Source organism: Mycobacterium seoulense, assembly GCF_010731595.1.
GTDB classification, from domain to species: Bacteria; Actinomycetota; Actinomycetes; order Mycobacteriales; family Mycobacteriaceae; genus Mycobacterium; species Mycobacterium seoulense.
Genome location: NZ_AP022582.1, coordinates 4,412,666 through 4,429,857, shown reverse-complemented (window position 1 = coordinate 4,429,857; position 17,192 = coordinate 4,412,666). Strand labels below are relative to the sequence as shown.

Sequence of the window (17,192 nt, the reverse complement as noted above, 5' to 3'; positions counted from 1 at the left end):
CCGGTTACCCAAGGAAGGCCCGACCGCCGGAGTCGCCGGTGCCGTCGCAGGAGTCCACGATCGCAACGGTGGACAGGTTCCCTGCCCCCCAGGATCATTAGCGCGGTAGAGGTAGTCGAAGGGTGACTGAGTGAGGATTCCGGGCGTTGCCAGCGTCGTCGCCGGCATGACCGACGGAGCCGCGCAGGTGGTGCGAGCGGGCCTGTCCACGGCGGCCGGGGCGGCGGACGCTCTGCAGACATTGACCAACCCGGTCACCGAACTGGCCGTCCCGGTGATGCAGTCGATGGCCCAAACGACCGGCCGGGCAATCGGATTGACCGCTTCCGCCAACGGTTCCGGGCCCGCCGTCACCCCGCCGATCCGGTGGCAGAGCGGGCGGCGCGTGCACCTGGACCTGGATCCGCTGCTGCCGTTCCCGGGCTGGCACGAGCACGCGCCCGCGGTGGAGGAGCCGGTCCGCCGGATTCCCGGGGTGGCCTCGGCCCACGTCGAGGGCGCCCTTGGCCGGTTGGTGGTCGAATTCGAGAAGGAAGACGACAACGATGCCGTGCTGGACCAGGTCCGGGACACGGTCTGCGGCGTGGCAGCGGACCTGACGCTGGTCGCTGCCAAAGATTCGCCTCGCACGGCGCCGTTCGCCGACCCCGGAAACCCGTTGGCGATCCTGGTGCCGGCCAGCGCCGCGGCCATGGACGTGGCGGCCATCGGCGCCGCGGTGACCGGCTGGCTGGGCAGGCTCCCGGTCGCGCCGCGAAGCGCACGCGCGGCCGCCGCGCTGCTGAATCACCAGCCGCGGGTTGTCGCCGTGCTGGAATCGCGGCTGGGCCGCGTCGGCACCGACATCGCCCTCAGCGCGTCGACGGCGCTGGCCAACGGCCTGACACAAGCGATCGGCACGCCGCTGCTGGATCTGGCGCAACGAAGCCTGCAGGTGTCCGAGGCCACCGCGCACCGTCAGCGCTGGCGCGACCGCGAACCGGAGCTGGCCTCGCCCAACCGGCCGCAGGCGCCGGTGGTTCCGGTGATCTCGTCGGCCGGACCCAAATCGCAGGCGCCCCGCCATAATTCGGCGGCCGCCGCCGCGGGAGAGGCTTCCCACGTGGTGGTGGGCGGGGCCATCGACGCCGCCATCGACACCGCGAAGGGTTCGATGGCCGGGCCCGTCGAGGAGTACGCCGACCAGGCCGCCAACGCGTCGCTGGTGGCCGCGGCGGGTGCGCTGCTGGCCGGCGGCGGCACCGAGGCCGCGGCCGGCGCGCTGCTGGCCGGTGTGCCGCGGGCGGCGCACGTGGGCCGGCAGACGTTCGCGGCCGTGCTGGGCCGCGGCCTCGCCAACGCCGGGCAGCTGTTCCTCGACCCGGGTGCGCTGCGGCGGCTGGACCGGGTCAAGGTGGTCGTCGTCGACGGGGCGGCACTGCGTGGCGACAACCGCGCCGTACTGCAGGCGCGCGGCGACGTACCCGGGTGGGACGAGGACCGCGTCTACGAGGTCGCCGACGCGCTGCTGCACGGCGAGGAGGCGCCCGAACCCGACCCCGACGAGCTGCCGGCCACCGGCGCCCGGCTGCGGTGGGTCCGGGCGCAAGGGTCGTCCGCGACGCCCGCACAGGGCCTCGAACACGCCGATCTGGTGGTCGACGGCGAGCGGGTGGGCAGCGTCGACGTGGGTTGGGAGGTCGACCCGTTCGCCATCCCGCTCTTGCAGATCGCGCACCGGACCGGCGCCCGGGTGGTGTTGCGCCACGTCGCCGGCACCGAGGACCTGACCGCCAGCGTCGCCGTGAGCCACCCGCCCGGCACGCCGCTGCTGCAGCTGGTGCGCGACCTGCGCACGGACCGCGGGCCGGTGTTGCTCATCACCGCGCTGCACCGCGACTTCGCGTCGACCGACACGCTGGCCGCGCTGGCCATCGCCGACGTCGGGGTGGCGCTGGACGACCCGCAGGCGGCGACGCCGTGGACGGCGGACATCATCACCGGCACGGACCTGGCCGCGGCGGTGCGCATCCTGTCGGCGATTCCGGTGGCCCGGGAAGCCACGGAGTCGGCGGTGCGCCTGGCCAAGGGCGGCAGCACGCTGGCGGGGCTGTTGCTGGTCACCGGTGACCCGAGCACCCTGAGCCCGTTCGCCGTGCAGCGCTGGCTCAACCCGGTCAATGCCGCCGCGGCGGCCGCGCTGATGCAGGGCACCTTCGCGGCCTCCCGGGTGCTCCGGCTGCCCGACCCCACACCCCAGCCCCTGACCGCCTGGCACGCCCTGGATCCCGAGATCGTCTACTCCCGGTTGGCCAGCCGCACCCGGCCCCTGGCCGTCGAGCCCGGCGTCGCGCCCTGGCGGCAGCTCCTCGACGACCTGTCCTACAACCCCGTGGTGGCGCCGCTGCGCGGGCCGGCGAGCCAGGTGGGGCGACTGCTGACCGCGACCCGGGCCGAGCTCGCCGATCCGCTGACCCCCATCCTGGCGGTCGGCGCGGCGGCCTCGGCGATCGTCGGCAGCAGCGTCGACGCGCTGCTGGTGGCGGGCGTCATGACCGCCAACGCGATCGCCGGCGGGGTGCAACGGCTGCGGGCCGAGGCGGCGGTCGCCGAGTTGTTCGCCGAGCAGGATCAGTACGCGCGCCGCGTGGTCGTCCCCGCGGTCGCGACGGCGCGCCGCCGGCTCGAGGCGGCGCGCACCGCCGAGCGGACGGTCTCGGTGAACGCCAAATCCCTGCGCCCCGGCGACATCATCGACCTGGCCGCCCCGGAAGTCGTGCCGGCCGACGCGCGCCTGCTGGTCGCCGAGGACCTCGAAGTCGACGAGTCCTTCCTGACCGGCGAATCGCTGCCGGTGGACAAGCAGGTCGAGCCCGTCGCCGTCGCCGACTCCGACCGCGCCAGCATGCTGTTCGAGGGCAGCACCATCGTCGCCGGGCACGCCCGCGCGATCGTGGTGGCGACCGGTGCGGGCACCGCGGCGCAGCGCGCGATCTCGGCGATCGCCGACGTCGAGTCCGCGGCCGGGGTGCAGGCCCGGTTGCGTGAGCTGACCAGCAAGGTGCTCCCGCTGACCCTGGCCGGGGGCGCGGCGGTGACCGGTTTGGCGCTGCTGCACCAGGGCTCGTTGCGTCAGGCGGTCGCCGACGGGGTCGCCATCGCCGTGGCGGCGGTTCCCGAGGGCCTGCCGCTGGTGGCCACCCTGGCCCAACTGGCCGCCGCCCAACGGTTGTCGCGGCGCGGCGTCCTGGTCCGCACGCCGCGCGCGGTCGAAGCGCTGGGCCGGGTGCAGACGATCTGCTTCGACAAGACCGGCACGCTCACCGAAAACCACCTGCGCGTCGTCCGCGGCGTCCCGCACGGGACCGATGCGGACGGTGCGTTCCCCGATGTGGCCGACCCGGCGTCCGTCGCGGTGTTGCGGGCCGCCGCCCGCAGCAGCACCCAGCCCCACAACGGGGGCGGCCACGCGCACGCCACCGACGAGGCGATCCTCACCGCGGCGAATTCCGTCGATGCCCAATGGGCCTCGGATTGGACCGTGATCGCGGATGTGCCGTTCGAGTCCAGTCGCGGCTACTCCGCCGCGATCGGCGTCGCGGGCGGCAATGGCGGACCGATGCTGATGGTCAAGGGCGCGCCGGAAGAGGTCCTGCCGCGCTGCCGGTTCACCGACTCGGAGGCCGAGCACGACCGCGCCGAGTCGCTGGTGTTGCGCCTGGCCGAGCAGGGCCTGCGGGTGCTGGCGGTGGCGCAGCGCCGCTGGGAACGCGGCACCGACGAGGACGCCACCGACGCCGACGAAGTCGACGCCGCCGCACACGACCTCGAATTGCTCGGCTACGTCGGGTTGGCCGACACCGCGCGCCCGTCGGCGCGACCACTCATCGAGGCGCTGGTGGAGGCCGGCCGGCGGGTGGTGCTGATCACCGGCGACCACCCGGTGACCGCGCGGGCGATCGCCCGGCAACTGGGGCTACCGGAGGACGCGCGCGAGATCACCGGCGCGGAACTCGCGGCCCTGGGTGAGGAGGATCGCGCCAAAGTCGCCGCCGACGTGCAGGTCTTCGCCCGCGTCAGCCCCGAGCAGAAGGTGCAGATCGTCGCGGCGCTGCAGGCCGGTGGGCAGGCGATCGCGATGGTCGGCGACGGCGCGAACGACGCGGCCGCCATCCGGATGGCCGACGTGGGCATCGGCGTGAGCGGACGCGGCTCGTCCGCCGCGCGCGGCGCCGCCGACATCGTGTTGACCGACAACGATCTGGGCGTGCTGCTCGACGCGCTGGTCGAGGGGCGCGGCATGTGGGGCGGCGTCCGGGACGCCGTGAGCATCCTGGTCGGCGGCAACGTCGGCGAAGTGCTGTTCACCCTCATCGGCACCGCCCTGGGCACCGGCCGCGCGCCGGTGGGCACCCGGCAGCTGCTGCTGGTGAACCTGCTGACCGACATGTTCCCCGCGCTCGCGGTCGCGGTCACCCCGCAGTACCCCGAGCCGGAGGAGGCCGAGGACGGCGCCGACCGCGACGCCGAGGAGCTGCACCGCGCCTTCCAACTGGCGACGCTGTCCGGGCCCTCCCCGTCGCTCGACGCGCCGCTGATGCGGCAGATCGTCACCCGCGGCGCCGTCACGGCGGCGGGCGCGACGGCGGCCTGGGCCATCGGTCGCTGGACGCCGGGCACCGAGCGCCGCACGTCGACCATGGGACTGACCGCGCTGGTGACCACGCAGCTGGCGCAGACCCTGCTGACCCGCCGCCACAGCCCGCTGGTGCTGGGGACGGCGCTGGGCAGCGCGGGCGTGCTGGTCGCCATCGTCCAGACCCCTGGCGTCAGCCACTTCTTCGGTTGCACGCCACTGGGTCCGGTCGCCTGGAGCGGCGTCGTCAGCGCCACCGCGGGCGCCACCGTCGTGTCGGTGCTGGCGCCCAACTGGCTGGCCAAGCAGGTCGCCGCGCTGGAACCCAAGCACGACTGAGGGCTTCGCGGCAGTCCTAGCCGGACAGCTCCTTGCGCAAAACCTTGCCCGCCGGATTGCGCGGGATGCTGCTGACGACGTTGATGTCTCGGGGCTGCTCGAATCGCGAGACCCTGTCCTTGAGGTACTCCCGCAGCGCTTCCGGATCGGTGTTGCTGCCGGGCTGCAAGACCACGAACGCGGCCAGCCGCTGGCCGAACCGCTCGTCGGGAACGCCGATGACCGCGTTGTCGGCGACGGCGGGGTGCTGGGCGAGCGCGTTCTCGACCGCGCGCGGATAGACGTTCTCGCCGCCGGAGATGATCATGTCGTCCTCGCGGCCGACGATGTACAACCGCCCCTCGTTGTCGAGGTAGCCCATGTCGCCGGTGCTGGTCATGCCGTCGACGACGGTCTTTGCGCCACCGCCGGTGTAGCCCTCGCTCGCCAGGTTCCCACCGACGAAGATGCGCCCCGTGACGCGCGCGCCGACGGGCCTGCCGTTCCTGTCCAGGATGCGCACCGGGCAGCCGGCGACCGGTTTACCGACGGTCTCGGGCGCCTCCCGCAGCTCCGCCGGAGTGGCCAGGGACCCGATGCCGACCTCGGTGGAACCGTAACCGTTGTAAAGAATCTCGCCGTAGGTGTCCATGAACCGCTGTCCCAGGGTCGGGTCCAACCGGTCCCCGCTCGACATCACGACCCGCAGGTAGGGCACCGGGTTGCGGGCCCGCACCCGCTCGGGCAGGTCGAGGATGCGCGCGAGCACGATCGGCACCGCGGTGAACGCGTCGGCGCGATGCAGCGACGCCTGCGCGAGCGCGGCTTCCGCGTCGAAGTGGCGATGGGTGAGCACCGTGCCGCCGAGGGCCACGGTGAGCATCATCATGCCCAGCCCGAGACCGTGAAACATGGGCATCGCCACCGAGATTCGCGACCCGGTGCGCAGGCCGGTCCGATCGAGGATCGTCACCCACACGCCCACCGCGGAACGCAGCTGCGGTGAGCGCGGCACCCCCTTGGGCGTGCCGGTGGTGCCCGACGTCAGCAGGACGATCCGGCCGGGCGCGGCCACGGCGGGCCGCGGGTCACCCTCCCGGGCGGTGACCGTCGCGGGGTCGATGAGGACGACCGACGCGTCGGCGGCACGGGCGCGCTCGCCGAACTCGTCGTCGGCGATCATCGTGCCGATCCGGTGGGCGCCCATCGCCGACGCCAGGGCGTCGCTGCGAAAGTCGGTGTTGACCAGGACCACGTCGGCGCCCACCAGGGCGGCCGCGAAGACCCCGGCGATGAAGCCGCGCCCGTTGCGGCACATGATGCCCACCGCATCGCCGGGCCCCACCCCGTCGCGGGACAACCGGCGCGCCAGCGATTCGGTCGCCGACCGCAGTCGGCGGTAGTCGCAGGCGCCGTCGTCGTCGACGATCGCGGCGCGGTCGGGCCACCGGGTCGCGGTCACCGCCAGCAGGGTGAAGGGGTTGGTGCCGCCCCGGCGGGCCTCATGGAGCAGCCGCAGGGTCGCGAGCGGCGACGGCGGGGCGAGCAGCCGCGACCGCAGCAGCGCCCGCGCCGCGGTGCCGACCACCCCCTCGTCGGTCATGGCCGGGCCCTCCGGGCGCCGGAATCGGAGAAGAACCGCCGATACCACAGCCGGGCGGCGCGTTCGGCCGGCCCGGCCAGCAGCACGGAGGCCAACTCGGCCGGCAACACCCACGGCGGTTCGTTGCTGCGGGGCCGCTCGATGACCGCCTTGGCGATCGCATCGGCGGCCTGGTCGGCCGATAGGCCGGGGAGCCGGCCCAGGACGGGTGTGGGTTCGATCATCCGGGTGCGGACCAGCGCGAAGTACACGGTGGTGACGTCCACACCGTCGGCGTGCAGTTCCGGTGCCACGCTGCGCAGCCACCGGTCAAAAGCCCCCTTCGACGCCTGGTAGGCGCCCCACTGCGGCCCCGGCACAACGCGCACGCCGACACTGGAAACGTTGACGATGTGCCCGCGCCCGCTTTCGCGCATGGCCGGCAGGAGCCCGAGCAGCAGCCAGATCGGCCCGAGATAGTTGATGTCGATGGTGCGCTGAAAGTCGTGCGGCCGGTCGTACTGGTCATGCAGCGAGCGGCGCAACGATTTACCGGCATTGCTGACCACGATGTCGAGCGCGCCGTGGCGCTCGGTGATCTCCTTGGTCAGCGCGCCGACGGCGGCCTCGTCGGTGAGGTCGGTCGGGTAGGCGATCGCGCGGCCGCCGGCGGCGTTGACGGACGCCGCCAGGTCGCCGAGGCGTTCCTCGGACCGGGCGACCGCCAGCACGGTGGCCCCCGCCGCGGCCAGCCGGCGCGCGGTCGCCTCGCCGATTCCGTAGGAGGCGCCGGTCACCAGCGCGGTCTTACCGGTGACGACGCCGCGCAGCTTGTCGGGATCCGACACCCGAGCCGGATTGGCCAGGTGGTCCGTGACCTTGTTGAGGACCTCAACTAATGCGTTCAACTTTGCCGCTGCATTCACTCGGGCCGCATGTCGAGCATCGGCCGATGGGTTCACCGTGCGCTCGAATCGTCATAGCTAGCAGACCACATCGCGGTCAAGTCCCGCGCCCCGCCCCGGCGTTGCCGGTCGCACCCAGGCGGGCGACGGATCGGCGGCCCACCACAGCGCCGGATGAGGGTCGCGCGCAAGCAGTCTCGACCGGCGAGACGCGGGGTGAACCGAGTTGTGTGAATTCGCAGTAATTTCCCTGCTTTCCCCTGTTTAGCGGCAACGTTGACTGGGCACAATGGCGGCATGATCGCACGTCAAATAGCCCGTTTCGTTGCTCCAGCAGTCGCCGCGGCGTCCGGCCTCGGCGCCTCGGCCCTGACCGGTTCCCTCCTACCCACCGCCGCCGCCCAATGCCCCGACGTCCAAGTCGTGTTCGCCCGCGGCACCGGCGAAGCCCCCGGCGTCGGCCCCACCGGACAAGCCTTCGTCGACGCCCTGCACTCCCGCCTGGGAACCAAATCCTTCGACGTCTACCCGGTCAACTACCCCGCCAGCGACCAATGGGACACCGGCATCGACGGCATCAGAGACGCCGCGACCCACATCAATTCGATGGCCCACGACTGCCCCAACACCAAAATGGTGCTCGGCGGCTACTCCCAGGGCGCGGCCGTGATGGGCTTTGTCACCTCCCCCGCAGTCCCCGACGGCGTCGACCCCAACACCGTGCCCAAGCCCCTGGACCCCTCGGTGGCCAGCCACGTCTCCTCGGTCGTGCTGTTCGGCACCCCCAACGTGCGCGCCATGAACTTCCTCGGCGAACCACCCGTCGTCATCGGCCCGGCGTATCAGGACAAGACCATCAAGGTCTGCGCCACCGAAGACCCGGTGTGCTCCGACGGAATGAACTTCGCCGCGCACAACACCTACGCCGACGACGGCGCCACGATCGACAAGGGCGTCGCCTTCGCCTCCAGCCACCTCGACGCCGGCACCAGCGGCACCCCGCCGGTCGCGAGTGGCCGGGGTGGCTTCGGCAGCTGACCGCGGGTGCTCGAGAGCACCGGCCACCCGGAGGCGGCGTCGGTCTTCGGCCGCCGGTTTCGCCGCGCCTGGCAGGCCCACCTGCTCACCGGGAACTCGGTAGGGATCGAGCTGTTCCAATTCCTCGATCCGCCGTCAGTCCCGGATGAAGCCCTTGTTGCGCATCAGCGCGTCGGCCAAGAACCCGTCGTGCGGGATGGCGGGGGCCGAGTGCCAGGTCGGATGCGGCCCGAAGTAGACGTTGGCGATCGTCGGCTCGGCGAGCAGGTCGTCGACCAGCTGCTCGTCGCCGGTGATCGCGGTGACGACCAGCGAATGCCGTAGCGGCGCCATCCCGGCGCCGGGCGACCAGGGCGAGACCCACACACAGGGGAAGGGCAGCTCGACGTTGAGCTTGTCCGGGTCGGGAGCGGGCAGGAGATGCACGGCGGGGCGCAGCGCGGCATGGCCGTCGCCGAGGTCGGCGACCACCTGCTCGGCGCCGAGCAGCGGCGTGGATCCGGTGGCCTTGGCCGCCAGGTAATCCGCCAGGGCCCGGGCGTTCTCGACGGGCTGGGTGGGCAGGATGGCACGCTCGTCATCGGTGGGCAGCGGCCTGATCGCCGCCAACCGCTGGGCGATCGCGCGCGCCAGCGGGGCGGGATCACCCTCGTACAGCACGGCGGTGGTGTTGACGCAGGCCATGCCCCCGAGGTTGGCGATTGAGTCGACGATGAGGTCGACGTGCTCGCGCCAATCCTGGTCGGCGGTGATCAGGATCTTGGCCCGCCCCGGTCCGTTCACGATCACCGCCGGGTCGTCGGCGTACTTGTCGACCACCGGCTGCCCGCCGTACACCATGGCCAGGTCGGCCGAGCGGATGATCTCGTCGGCGCCGGCGTGATCGGTGGGCAGGTAGACGGCGTCCTCAGGGCGAAAGCCGGCCTGCCGCAGGGCATGCACCAGCCGGTGCGCGGTCAGCGGCTCGCGGCGGGAGGGCCGCACCGCGACCCGGTAGCCGAGCGCCAGGGCCTGCGGCCACAGGCCATGCACGCCGGGACCGTTCCCCGCCGCGTGCACGGCGAACACCTCCCCGCGCCGCGCCCAAACCGCGCCGCCCCCGGGGGTCCCGTTTTCCCGCCAGTCGAGCGTCGCGCCCACCGGGCGGGCCGGCAGGACCGCGTCGAACGCGCCGCCGACGGCGTCCGCGACGCTGCGCGCTCCGGCGCGGGTAACCGCGATCGGCACGCCAGACATCCGGCTGGCCAGGGCCACGTAGCCCTCGAAGTCCAGGCCGGCGACGGCATCGTCGGTGAAAATGCCGGCGGCGGCCTGCAGCGCCGCCGCGCGCTGCCCGACGGGCAGTGGCGCCGCCTTGCGTTGCGCGGCCAGGGTGCGCGAGACGTACAGCGGCGGCACGATGCTCAACTCGGCGACCGCGACACCGGCGGTGGTGAACAGGACCTCGCGGCGGCGGGTCCGGTACTCCCCGTCGGGGCCCAGCGCGTCGATCGGCACCAAATCGGCTGCGACCCCGGATCGTTCGCCCGGCATGCTCAGTACACGCCTTCGATGACGGCCTCGCCCTCGAAGGTGGAAACCGGGCGTACCGCGCTCACCGAGTCGCTGAGCTCGCCCGCCGGCCCGGGCATCCTGATCGCCAGGTCGCGCTCCAGGTTGTTCGGGATGAACATGCCCTTGCTGATGTGGTGCATGACCACCTGGCCGATCTGCCCGTAGGGCACCCGTTCTCCCGTATCGGGGTCGACCACCCAGAACACCACGTACGGCGTCCGCGGGTCGAACACGAACACGTCGCCGTCGTCCGTTCGGGTAACCGCCTGGGAGAGCACCATTGTGCTGCCGAAGGCCATGGTGATCGTGGTGGCCGGGAAGATGCCGCGGAGCAGATCAAGCGTGTCGGCGTCCACGTGCGCGCCGCTGAGCAACAGGTAGCGGATCTTGTCGTTGATCAGATCGACCACCCGATCGTCGCGGGCCATGGCCTCCAGCAGTGGCGGCGTGGTGTGCAGGTTCGCGACGTTCTGCGTCCGCAGCACGAACACGGCCTGCTCGACGACATGGTCGACGTATGCGGCGACTTCGGCGGCCGCGCCGCGGGCGGCGACCTTCTTCACCCAACGGGGATCGATGTCGATTGCGTGGAAGGTCGCGCCGAGCCGCTCGGAGACCAGCCGCGAGAAATAGCCCACCCCGTGCGGGCCGCTCGGCATCAGGCACAGGAAGCCCGTGCCGCGGCGAAACCCGCCACCGGCGAAGTCCTCGGTCTGCCAGCGCACCACCTGCGCGACCCAATCCGGTAGCTGCGCAGTCCGTTTCGGCGCGCCGGTGGTGCCGCCGGACTCGAACACCTGCGGCACCGGACGCGGTTCGCCGTAGCCGCGCGGAATGAGCTCCTCGACCGGCACACCGCGCAATTCGTTGACGAGGTTGGGAAAGAGTCCGAGATCGGCAAAGGTGTTGACGTCGGTGAGTGGGTTGAAGTCCAACGTCGCGGCGGTCCGCAACCAGAACGTGGAACCGGTGTCGTCGCCGAAATGCCAGGCTATCGCGGCGCGCAGGTAGGCCTCGGGATCCTCGACCGGTTCCGATCTCGGAACGTCCAGCAACGAGAAATCGATATCGGCCATACCAACAGATCCTGGCCCATGCGGGTCGGCTCGCCAAGCGCCCGCCGCCGTACTGGCTTACTTCGCAGGGAATTTCGGTGCCGTGTACCCGCCGTTCACGTTGGCAGCCGGATGCGCGGTCCCCGTCGACACGGGGACTTGTGCGGCCTCGATGGGCGGCCGGCCGTAGGGCTATGTTCTCTGTAGCGAGAGGGGACGGATCATGGCGGCGGACAATCGGATACCGGCGGGGCATGTCGGCAACATGGAGTGCGGATGATCGAGTTCACCCTCACCCGGACCTCCACGGCGCCGATCGAGACCGTGTTCGACGCCATGACCGATCACCGCGCGATCGCGGAAAACACGCGGGGATTCCGGCGCAGCACGCTCGATCGCGAAGGCGACCCCGCACCAAACGGTGTCGGCGCGATCAGACGTCTGGTGGCGATCGGACCACCATTCGTCGAGGAGATCATCGAGTATGAGCGACCCACCCGCTACGCGTACAAAATGCTCTCGGGCGCACCGACCCGGAATCACATCGGCACGATCCAGCTGCGTGAAACGGACACCGGGACCGAGGTCAACTGGCATCTACGGTCAACGCTGAAGATCCCCGGCGTTGACCGGCTGATGCTGCCGGTGTTCAAGAAGGTCATCGACGAGCTGCTCAGCGGCGCCATCACCGCCGCCGAACAACGCTCGTGAGCATCGCCTAGCGGGCGCGGTTGTGCAGCCGCCGCGGGTCGACGCCCGAGCGCCGCCACGCCGTGGCCGCCCAGGGGGTGTAGATCATCTTGACGGGCAGCCGATTGATCACCGGGTTGAGCGCGCGCACGGCGGCGGCGAACCGCTGAAACCGCTTCTCCTTCTTCGGATTCCACTCCAGCTGGCAGACTTCGCGCATCTGCGGGGGCATGGTTCCGACCAACACCAGCCGGGTGTAGGCGTTGAGCGGCGCGGACAACACCGTCCAGACCGGCCGCGGAATCCAGCGCGGACCCGGGATCCCCTTCCTGATGTAGCCGGTCCCATACAGGACGGTCTTGTGCGGGACGAACCGCTCGAGCATCTCGTCCCAATACGCGAGGAACTCGTCATAGGTCTGCGGCTGCGCGCGGTCGCTGACGCCGTAGAGGCTGTACCACACCTTGCCCTCGTTGAAGATCTGCTCCTTCTCCGCTCGGGACAACCGGCGGATGAAGGTGTCGGTGTTGTAGATGACCTGGTCGACGAAGCTGGCGTGCGCCCAGTAGAACAACTCCGGATTCAGCGCGTGATAGCGCGAGCCGTCGCTGATGGTCCCCTTGATCGTTTTGTGGAAGTCCCGCACCTGGCGGCCCCACTCGCGCGGTTGGTCGGAGTAGACGGTCTTCATCAGCGGAGGCGCGGTCCGCTTGGCCCGCCCCAGCGTGTCGCTGAAGACCACCGAGTGGTCGAGCACGCCCTGGGCGAGCTGTTCGATGCAGTTCTCGACCCCGGCGGTGCGCTGGAACCCGAAGAATTGCGTGCGGTTGTCCCCGTAGAACTTCCAGATCAACGATTCCGGTCCCAACCGCGCGAAGTCGCCGGCTTCATCGCCGGCTTCGTCGACCGGCATGGGCACCGCCTCCCGCACGCCGGTGTCGAAACGCGTGCCGGCCGTCGGGCCGATCAACTCGTCTTTGTGGGCCGTCATGCTCCCCTCCCCTGCGGTCCGAGCCGGCGATCTTCTTGCGAGGCGATGACACAAACTCGTATCTTTGTGTCAGAGTAGCAACCCCGCGACGAGATTGCAGTGAGGGTCGTCATCCATGCCGAACCACAGCCTTGACGGCAATCTCGGCGAGCTCACCGACCTCGATCGCACCATCCTGAACACCGCGCGCGGCGTGTTCGAGACGTACGGCGTGCGACGGGCAAACATCGAAGACGTCGCCGCGCGCGCCGGGGTCAGCCGCAGCACCATCTACCGGCGGTTCCCGACCAAGGACGACCTGTTCGGGCATGTGGTGCGCCGGGAGGCCGAACAGTTCTTCACCACCCTGGACCGGGCCACCGCCGGCTGCGACCCGGAACGGGCCGTGATCGAGGCGTTCGCCCTCGGGGTCCGCCTGGTCCACGATTCCCCGCTGTACTCCCGGATCGCCGACAGCGAACCCGAGCTGCTGGGCATGTTCTCCCGATCGCAGGCCTTCCCGATCGGTCAGTTCGCCGACGGCATCGCCCACACCCTGCGCCGGTGCGGGGCCGACATCCCCGACCGCGACCTGACCAACATCGCCGACATCCTGCTTCGCGTCGCCCTGGGCATCATCGTCTTTCCCACCGACCGGCTCGACACGTCGGATCCCGCGGCCGTTCGCGAGTACGCGGCGCGCTACCTGGTGCCGATCATCCGCCGCTGACCGGTTCCGGCATGTCGGTGACCTGCACTAGCCTGAATGCGTGGCTGGGAGTTCTGCGGCTCCGCGCACCCGGTACGCCAGTTGCGGCGAGATCGACATCGCCTATCAGGTCTTCGGCGATGGCCCGATCGACCTGCTCGTGCTGCCGGGCCCGTTGATCCCGATCGACTGTGTCGATCTCGAGCCCTCGATGTACCGGTTCCACCGCAGGCTCGCGTCGTTCTGCCGGGTGATCCGGTTCGACCAGCGCGGCATCGGCCTGTCGTCGCGGATCCCCTCGCTGGACATGCTCGGCCCGGAGTCGTGGGCGCGGGACGCCATCGCGGTCATGAACGCGGTGGGATGCGAGCGTGCAACGATCTTCGCCCCGGGCTTCACCTCGCTCGCCGGTGTCGTTCTCGCGACCGACCATGCCGACCGGGTGAACAGCCTGGTGATCGCCAACGGCGCGGCACGCACGCTGCGTGGGCCCGATTACCCCATCGGCGCCGAGCTCGACGACGCCGACCGGTTCACGTCGATCGGGATGGAGCCCGATGCCGTCGAGCAGGGTTTCGACATGCTCGGCATCATCGCGCCCTCGGTGGCGGCCGACGCCGCGTTCCGCGCGTGGTGGGACATGGCCGGCAACCGGGCCGCCTCTCCCAGCATGGCCCGCGCGTTCATCAACAAGGTCAGGGAGGGCGATGTCCGCGACCGGCTCCCCCGCGTCACCGTTCCCACGCTGATCCTGCATCGCGACAATCCTGACTTCAGCCCCGTGGGGCACGCGCACTACCTCGCCGAGCACATCCCCGGGGCGCGACTCGTCGAGTGCCCGGGTCAGGACACCCTGTACTGGGTCGGCGACACGGCGCCCATGCTGGACGAGATCGAGGAATTCATCACCGGCGTGCGCGGCGCCTCGGACGCCGAGCGCCTACTCACCACGATCGTGTTCACCGACATCGTCGGCTCGACCGAGCGGGCCGCGCTGCTCGGCGATCACCGCTGGCGCGACCTGCTCGACAACCACGACACCCTCGTGCGCCACGAGCTGCTGCGGTTCGCCGGGCGTGAAGTCAACACGGCCGGGGACGGCTTCGTCGCCACGTTCAGCAGCCCGAGCGCCGCCATCGCCTGCGCCGACGCCATCGTCGACGCGGTCCGCGTGCTGGGCATCGAGGTGCGGGTGGGCATTCACGCCGGGGAGGTCGAGGTGCGCGGCACGGACGTCGCCGGCATGGCCGTACACATCGGCGCCCGGGTGGCCGCGCTCGCCGGCCCCAGCGAGGTGCTGGTGTCCTCCACGCTGCGCGACATCGTCACCGGGTCGCGGCACCGTTTCGGCGACCGCGGCGAGGCCGCGCTCAAGGGGGTGCCGGGCCAGTGGCGGCTGTACTCCCTGGTGCGCGAGCACGCGGTCGCCCGCCGGTAGCCACGCGCGGCTCGGCTAGGCTGTCTAACGGCTGTGTTCGCCGGTCGAGTTCCGGCCCGCGACTTGGTTTTTCACCCGAAGGACTACGCATGACCGACGCGCACATTTCGCTGCCCCCGGCGCTGCGGCGGGCGCTGGAACTGCTCGCCGATCCGCCGGCCGATCCGGACGTGGGCAAGGGTTATCTCGATCTGCTCGACGGCGGACGTACCGAGGGCGACGAAGTCGCGAAGAACACCGGCCCGATCCAGGCGGCGTGGGCGTCACCGATCGGGTCGATGCTCTACGACAACGCCCAGGCGCTGTCGCGGCGACTGATCAGCGCGTGGCAAACGCCGCTCGAGTGGTTGAACATCCCGCCGGGCGGCATCGCCCTGGACGTCGGGTCGGGCCCGGGCAACGTCACCGCGTCGCTCGCGCGCGCGGCCGGCCCGGACGGGCTGGCCCTGGGGGTCGACATTTCGGAGGCCATGCTCGCGCGCGCCGTCCGTAACGAGGCGGGCCCGCAGGTGGGGTTCATCAGGGCTGACGCGCAACGGCTTCCGCTGCGCGATGACACGGTCGACGCGGTCATCTCGGCGGCGGTGCTGCAACTGGTTCCCGATCCGGCGGCGGCCCTCGGCGAGATGGCGCGGGTGCTGCGACCGGGCGGCAGGCTGGCCGTCATGGTGCCCACCGTCGGCCCGGCCGCCCGGTTCTTTCAGAAGCTGCCCAACGTCGGGGCGCACGTCTTCGACGACGACGAGATCGGCGACATCCTGGAAGGCCACGGGTTCGTCAGCGTGCGGGTGAAGAACCTCGGCACGGTGCAGTGGGTGCGCGGGAAGAACGGCTGAGTCGAGCCCGCTTCAGCCTTGCCCTCCCGCGTCGGGGGCCTGCGCGACCACGGCGAGCCGGTCCATGGATTCGCGCAACATGTCCGGCGTCGTCGCGCGGGCGCGCTCGAGGCGGGTGGGGTCGGTGAGTGCGGTCCAGTCGTAGGTGTGGGTCACCGTGGTGAGTTCGGCGTTCACCGGGCTGAGCTCCCAGCGCCACAGGTGACCGGGCGGCTGTTTCCTGGGTTCGGCTGGGCACCAGGCGATCTTGCTGCCTTCGACGAATTCCACGACGTGGTTTTCGCGCACGGCACCGTTGGTCAGCGTCGTCTTGAACACGTCACCGACCGCACGGACTCGTTGCCCGGGAGCGGACGAGGCGAGGTTGTTGTTGCCGTCCCAGCTCGGCTGGCGCGCGGGATCGGCGATGAGTTCGAAGATCCGCGCGGCGCTGGCCGCGATGACGCGCGTGGCGCTGACGACGCCTTCGATTTCCATGTCGGGCATGCCGCTATCCAAACACGTCGACCGTGGCACCGCCCCGGTGCCGGGGTGACCTTCGGCCAAAGCATTGGGGACCTTCGGCCGTCGAAGCGCCCACCGGTGCGATGCGACCGTAGTGGTGCCGGGGCAACCCGGTGGTCTGCCCGAAGTGCAGCAAGCCCATTTTTGGGCGAGGCCATCCGCAAGGGCCTGATTGACCCACCGTCTTAAGACGGGGATCTGCCTTCGGGCAGACCTTCATGCGTCCAGGCGGATCACGGCATCCGGGGCAGCGCCTCGACCGGTCCGGACAGCGCCGCCTTGACATAGCGGGTGTCGTCGTCGGCCAGCACCTCGGTGTCGTCGCCTTCGATGCCGTCGACGATCGCGCGCGCCACCTGGCGCGGGTCGTTCTTGGGGGCGTCGAATCCGGAGGTCATCTCGGTGTCGGTGAAGCTGAGGTGCGCGGCCACGACCAGGGTGCCCTGCTTCTCCAGTTCGATCCGCAGCGAATTGGTCGCCGACCACAACGCGGCCTTGGAGTCGCCGTATCCGCCGGAGCCGGGCATCCAGGACAGGATCGAGGCGATGTCGACCAGGGCTCCGCCGCCGTTGCCGGCCAGGATCGGCGCGAACGCCTTGGCGACCCGCAGCGCGCCGAAGTAATTCGTCTCGAAGACCACGCGCACTTCCTCGATGTCACTGTCGAGCAGCTTGCGCGCCCCCAGCACACCGGCGTTGTTGATGACGATCTCGGCATCGGGAGCCGAAACAGCCAGGGCGGCCACCGATTCCGGCTTGGTTACATCCAGTTCGACGCTCACCACCCGGGGGTCCGCAGTGGGCTGGGGCGCCCGCGCCGTGGCGTACACCTTGGCGGCGCCCCGCGTCAGCAACTCGTCGACGATGGCCTTGCCGAGTCCGCGCTGTCCGCCGGTGACCACGACCGTCGACCCCTTGATGTTGACCATGATCCGCAACTCCTTGACGTAGGTAAATAACGTTTGATTCTGTCACCGT

The 17,192-nt window shown here is 70.8% G+C and carries 13 protein-coding genes; 6 read left to right on the top strand and 7 right to left on the bottom strand.

Annotated features, from left to right (window positions below):
- The first annotated feature begins 130 nt into the window (after positions 1 to 130).
- On the top strand, positions 131 to 4,954 hold the full coding sequence (locus G6N37_RS20520) for a cation-translocating P-type ATPase (protein ID WP_232075127.1): 4,824 nt from the start codon (positions 131 to 133) through the stop codon (positions 4,952 to 4,954).
- Between the two features lie 16 nt (positions 4,955 to 4,970).
- On the opposite strand, the gene G6N37_RS20515 is transcribed toward G6N37_RS20520, so the two are convergent.
- Together G6N37_RS20515 and G6N37_RS20510 are read right to left on the bottom strand one after the other, a co-directional pair.
- Positions 4,971 to 6,536 carry an AMP-binding protein gene (locus tag G6N37_RS20515; protein ID WP_163685315.1) on the bottom strand — a complete coding sequence of 522 codons (1,566 nt, stop codon included), beginning with the start codon at positions 6,534 to 6,536 and terminating at the stop codon, positions 4,971 to 4,973.
- Positions 6,533 to 7,441 (bottom strand): SDR family NAD(P)-dependent oxidoreductase, encoded by a 909-nt coding sequence (locus tag G6N37_RS20510; protein WP_163683261.1) that lies wholly within the window; start codon positions 7,439 to 7,441, stop codon positions 6,533 to 6,535. The genes G6N37_RS20515 and G6N37_RS20510 overlap by 4 nt, the downstream gene beginning before the upstream one ends.
- A 276-nt stretch (positions 7,442 to 7,717) precedes the next feature.
- Between G6N37_RS20510 and G6N37_RS20505 the strand changes: the two genes are divergently transcribed.
- Positions 7,718 to 8,458: a cutinase family protein gene (locus G6N37_RS20505; RefSeq protein WP_163683259.1), complete on the top strand. Its 741-nt coding sequence runs from the start codon at positions 7,718 to 7,720 to the stop codon at positions 8,456 to 8,458.
- 135 nt (positions 8,459 to 8,593) lie between these two features.
- Here G6N37_RS20505 and G6N37_RS20500 read toward each other — a convergent pair whose 3' ends face one another.
- Positions 8,594 to 9,958: an aldehyde dehydrogenase family protein gene (locus G6N37_RS20500; protein ID WP_163685313.1), complete on the bottom strand. Its 1,365-nt coding sequence runs from the start codon at positions 9,956 to 9,958 to the stop codon at positions 8,594 to 8,596.
- A gap of 35 nt (positions 9,959 to 9,993) precedes the next feature.
- Positions 9,994 to 11,088 (bottom strand): phenazine antibiotic biosynthesis protein, encoded by a 1,095-nt coding sequence (locus G6N37_RS20495; protein WP_163683257.1) that lies wholly within the window; start codon positions 11,086 to 11,088, stop codon positions 9,994 to 9,996.
- Positions 11,089 to 11,343: 255 nt separating this feature from the next.
- Here G6N37_RS20495 and G6N37_RS20490 point away from each other — a divergent pair, with 255 nt between their 5' ends.
- On the top strand, positions 11,344 to 11,778 hold the full coding sequence (locus tag G6N37_RS20490; protein WP_163683255.1) for an SRPBCC family protein: 435 nt from the start codon (positions 11,344 to 11,346) through the stop codon (positions 11,776 to 11,778).
- A 7-nt stretch (positions 11,779 to 11,785) separates the two neighbouring features.
- Here the strand turns inward: G6N37_RS20490 and G6N37_RS20485 are convergent, their stop codons facing one another.
- Positions 11,786 to 12,748, bottom strand: a complete 963-nt coding sequence (locus G6N37_RS20485; protein ID WP_163683253.1) for an oxygenase MpaB family protein — start codon at positions 12,746 to 12,748, stop codon at positions 11,786 to 11,788.
- A 115-nt stretch (positions 12,749 to 12,863) separates the two neighbouring features.
- Between G6N37_RS20485 and G6N37_RS20480 the strand changes: the two genes are divergently transcribed.
- The 3 genes from G6N37_RS20480 to G6N37_RS20470 all read left to right on the top strand — a co-directional run bounded on the left by G6N37_RS20480 (position 12,864) and on the right by G6N37_RS20470 (position 15,710).
- Positions 12,864 to 13,457: a TetR/AcrR family transcriptional regulator gene (locus G6N37_RS20480; RefSeq protein WP_163683250.1), complete on the top strand. Its 594-nt coding sequence runs from the start codon at positions 12,864 to 12,866 to the stop codon at positions 13,455 to 13,457.
- Positions 13,458 to 13,497: 40 nt separating this feature from the next.
- Positions 13,498 to 14,874, top strand: coding sequence for an adenylate/guanylate cyclase domain-containing protein (locus G6N37_RS20475; protein WP_163683248.1), 1,377 nt, complete (start codon positions 13,498 to 13,500; stop codon positions 14,872 to 14,874).
- Positions 14,875 to 14,963: 89 nt separating this feature from the next.
- Positions 14,964 to 15,710 (top strand): methyltransferase domain-containing protein, encoded by a 747-nt coding sequence (locus G6N37_RS20470; RefSeq protein WP_163683247.1) that lies wholly within the window; start codon positions 14,964 to 14,966, stop codon positions 15,708 to 15,710.
- Positions 15,711 to 15,722: 12 nt separating this feature from the next.
- On the opposite strand, the gene G6N37_RS20465 is transcribed toward G6N37_RS20470, so the two are convergent.
- Positions 15,723 to 16,196: an SRPBCC family protein gene (locus tag G6N37_RS20465; protein WP_163683245.1), complete on the bottom strand. Its 474-nt coding sequence runs from the start codon at positions 16,194 to 16,196 to the stop codon at positions 15,723 to 15,725.
- Between the two features lie 251 nt (positions 16,197 to 16,447).
- Positions 16,448 to 17,143: an SDR family oxidoreductase gene (locus G6N37_RS20460; protein ID WP_163683244.1), complete on the bottom strand. Its 696-nt coding sequence runs from the start codon at positions 17,141 to 17,143 to the stop codon at positions 16,448 to 16,450.
- Positions 17,144 to 17,192: the final 49 nt, after the last annotated feature.

Bases quoted from the DNA above. Each gene is read 5' to 3' on its own strand.
- G6N37_RS20515 (WP_163685315.1), bottom strand. From the start codon at position 6,536: ATGACCGACGAGGGGGTGGTCGGCACCGCGGCGCGGGCGCTGCTGCGG.
- G6N37_RS20505 (WP_163683259.1), top strand. From the start codon at position 7,718: ATGATCGCACGTCAAATAGCCCGTTTCGTTGCTCCAGCAGTCGCCGCG.
- G6N37_RS20495 (WP_163683257.1), bottom strand. From the start codon at position 11,088: ATGGCCGATATCGATTTCTCGTTGCTGGACGTTCCGAGATCGGAACCG.
- G6N37_RS20490 (WP_163683255.1), top strand. From the start codon at position 11,344: ATGATCGAGTTCACCCTCACCCGGACCTCCACGGCGCCGATCGAGACC.
- G6N37_RS20485 (WP_163683253.1), bottom strand. From the start codon at position 12,748: ATGACGGCCCACAAAGACGAGTTGATCGGCCCGACGGCCGGCACGCGT.
- G6N37_RS20480 (WP_163683250.1), top strand. From the start codon at position 12,864: ATGCCGAACCACAGCCTTGACGGCAATCTCGGCGAGCTCACCGACCTC.
- G6N37_RS20470 (WP_163683247.1), top strand. From the start codon at position 14,964: ATGACCGACGCGCACATTTCGCTGCCCCCGGCGCTGCGGCGGGCGCTG.
- G6N37_RS20465 (WP_163683245.1), bottom strand. From the start codon at position 16,196: ATGCCCGACATGGAAATCGAAGGCGTCGTCAGCGCCACGCGCGTCATC.
- G6N37_RS20460 (WP_163683244.1), bottom strand. From the start codon at position 17,143: ATGGTCAACATCAAGGGGTCGACGGTCGTGGTCACCGGCGGACAGCGC.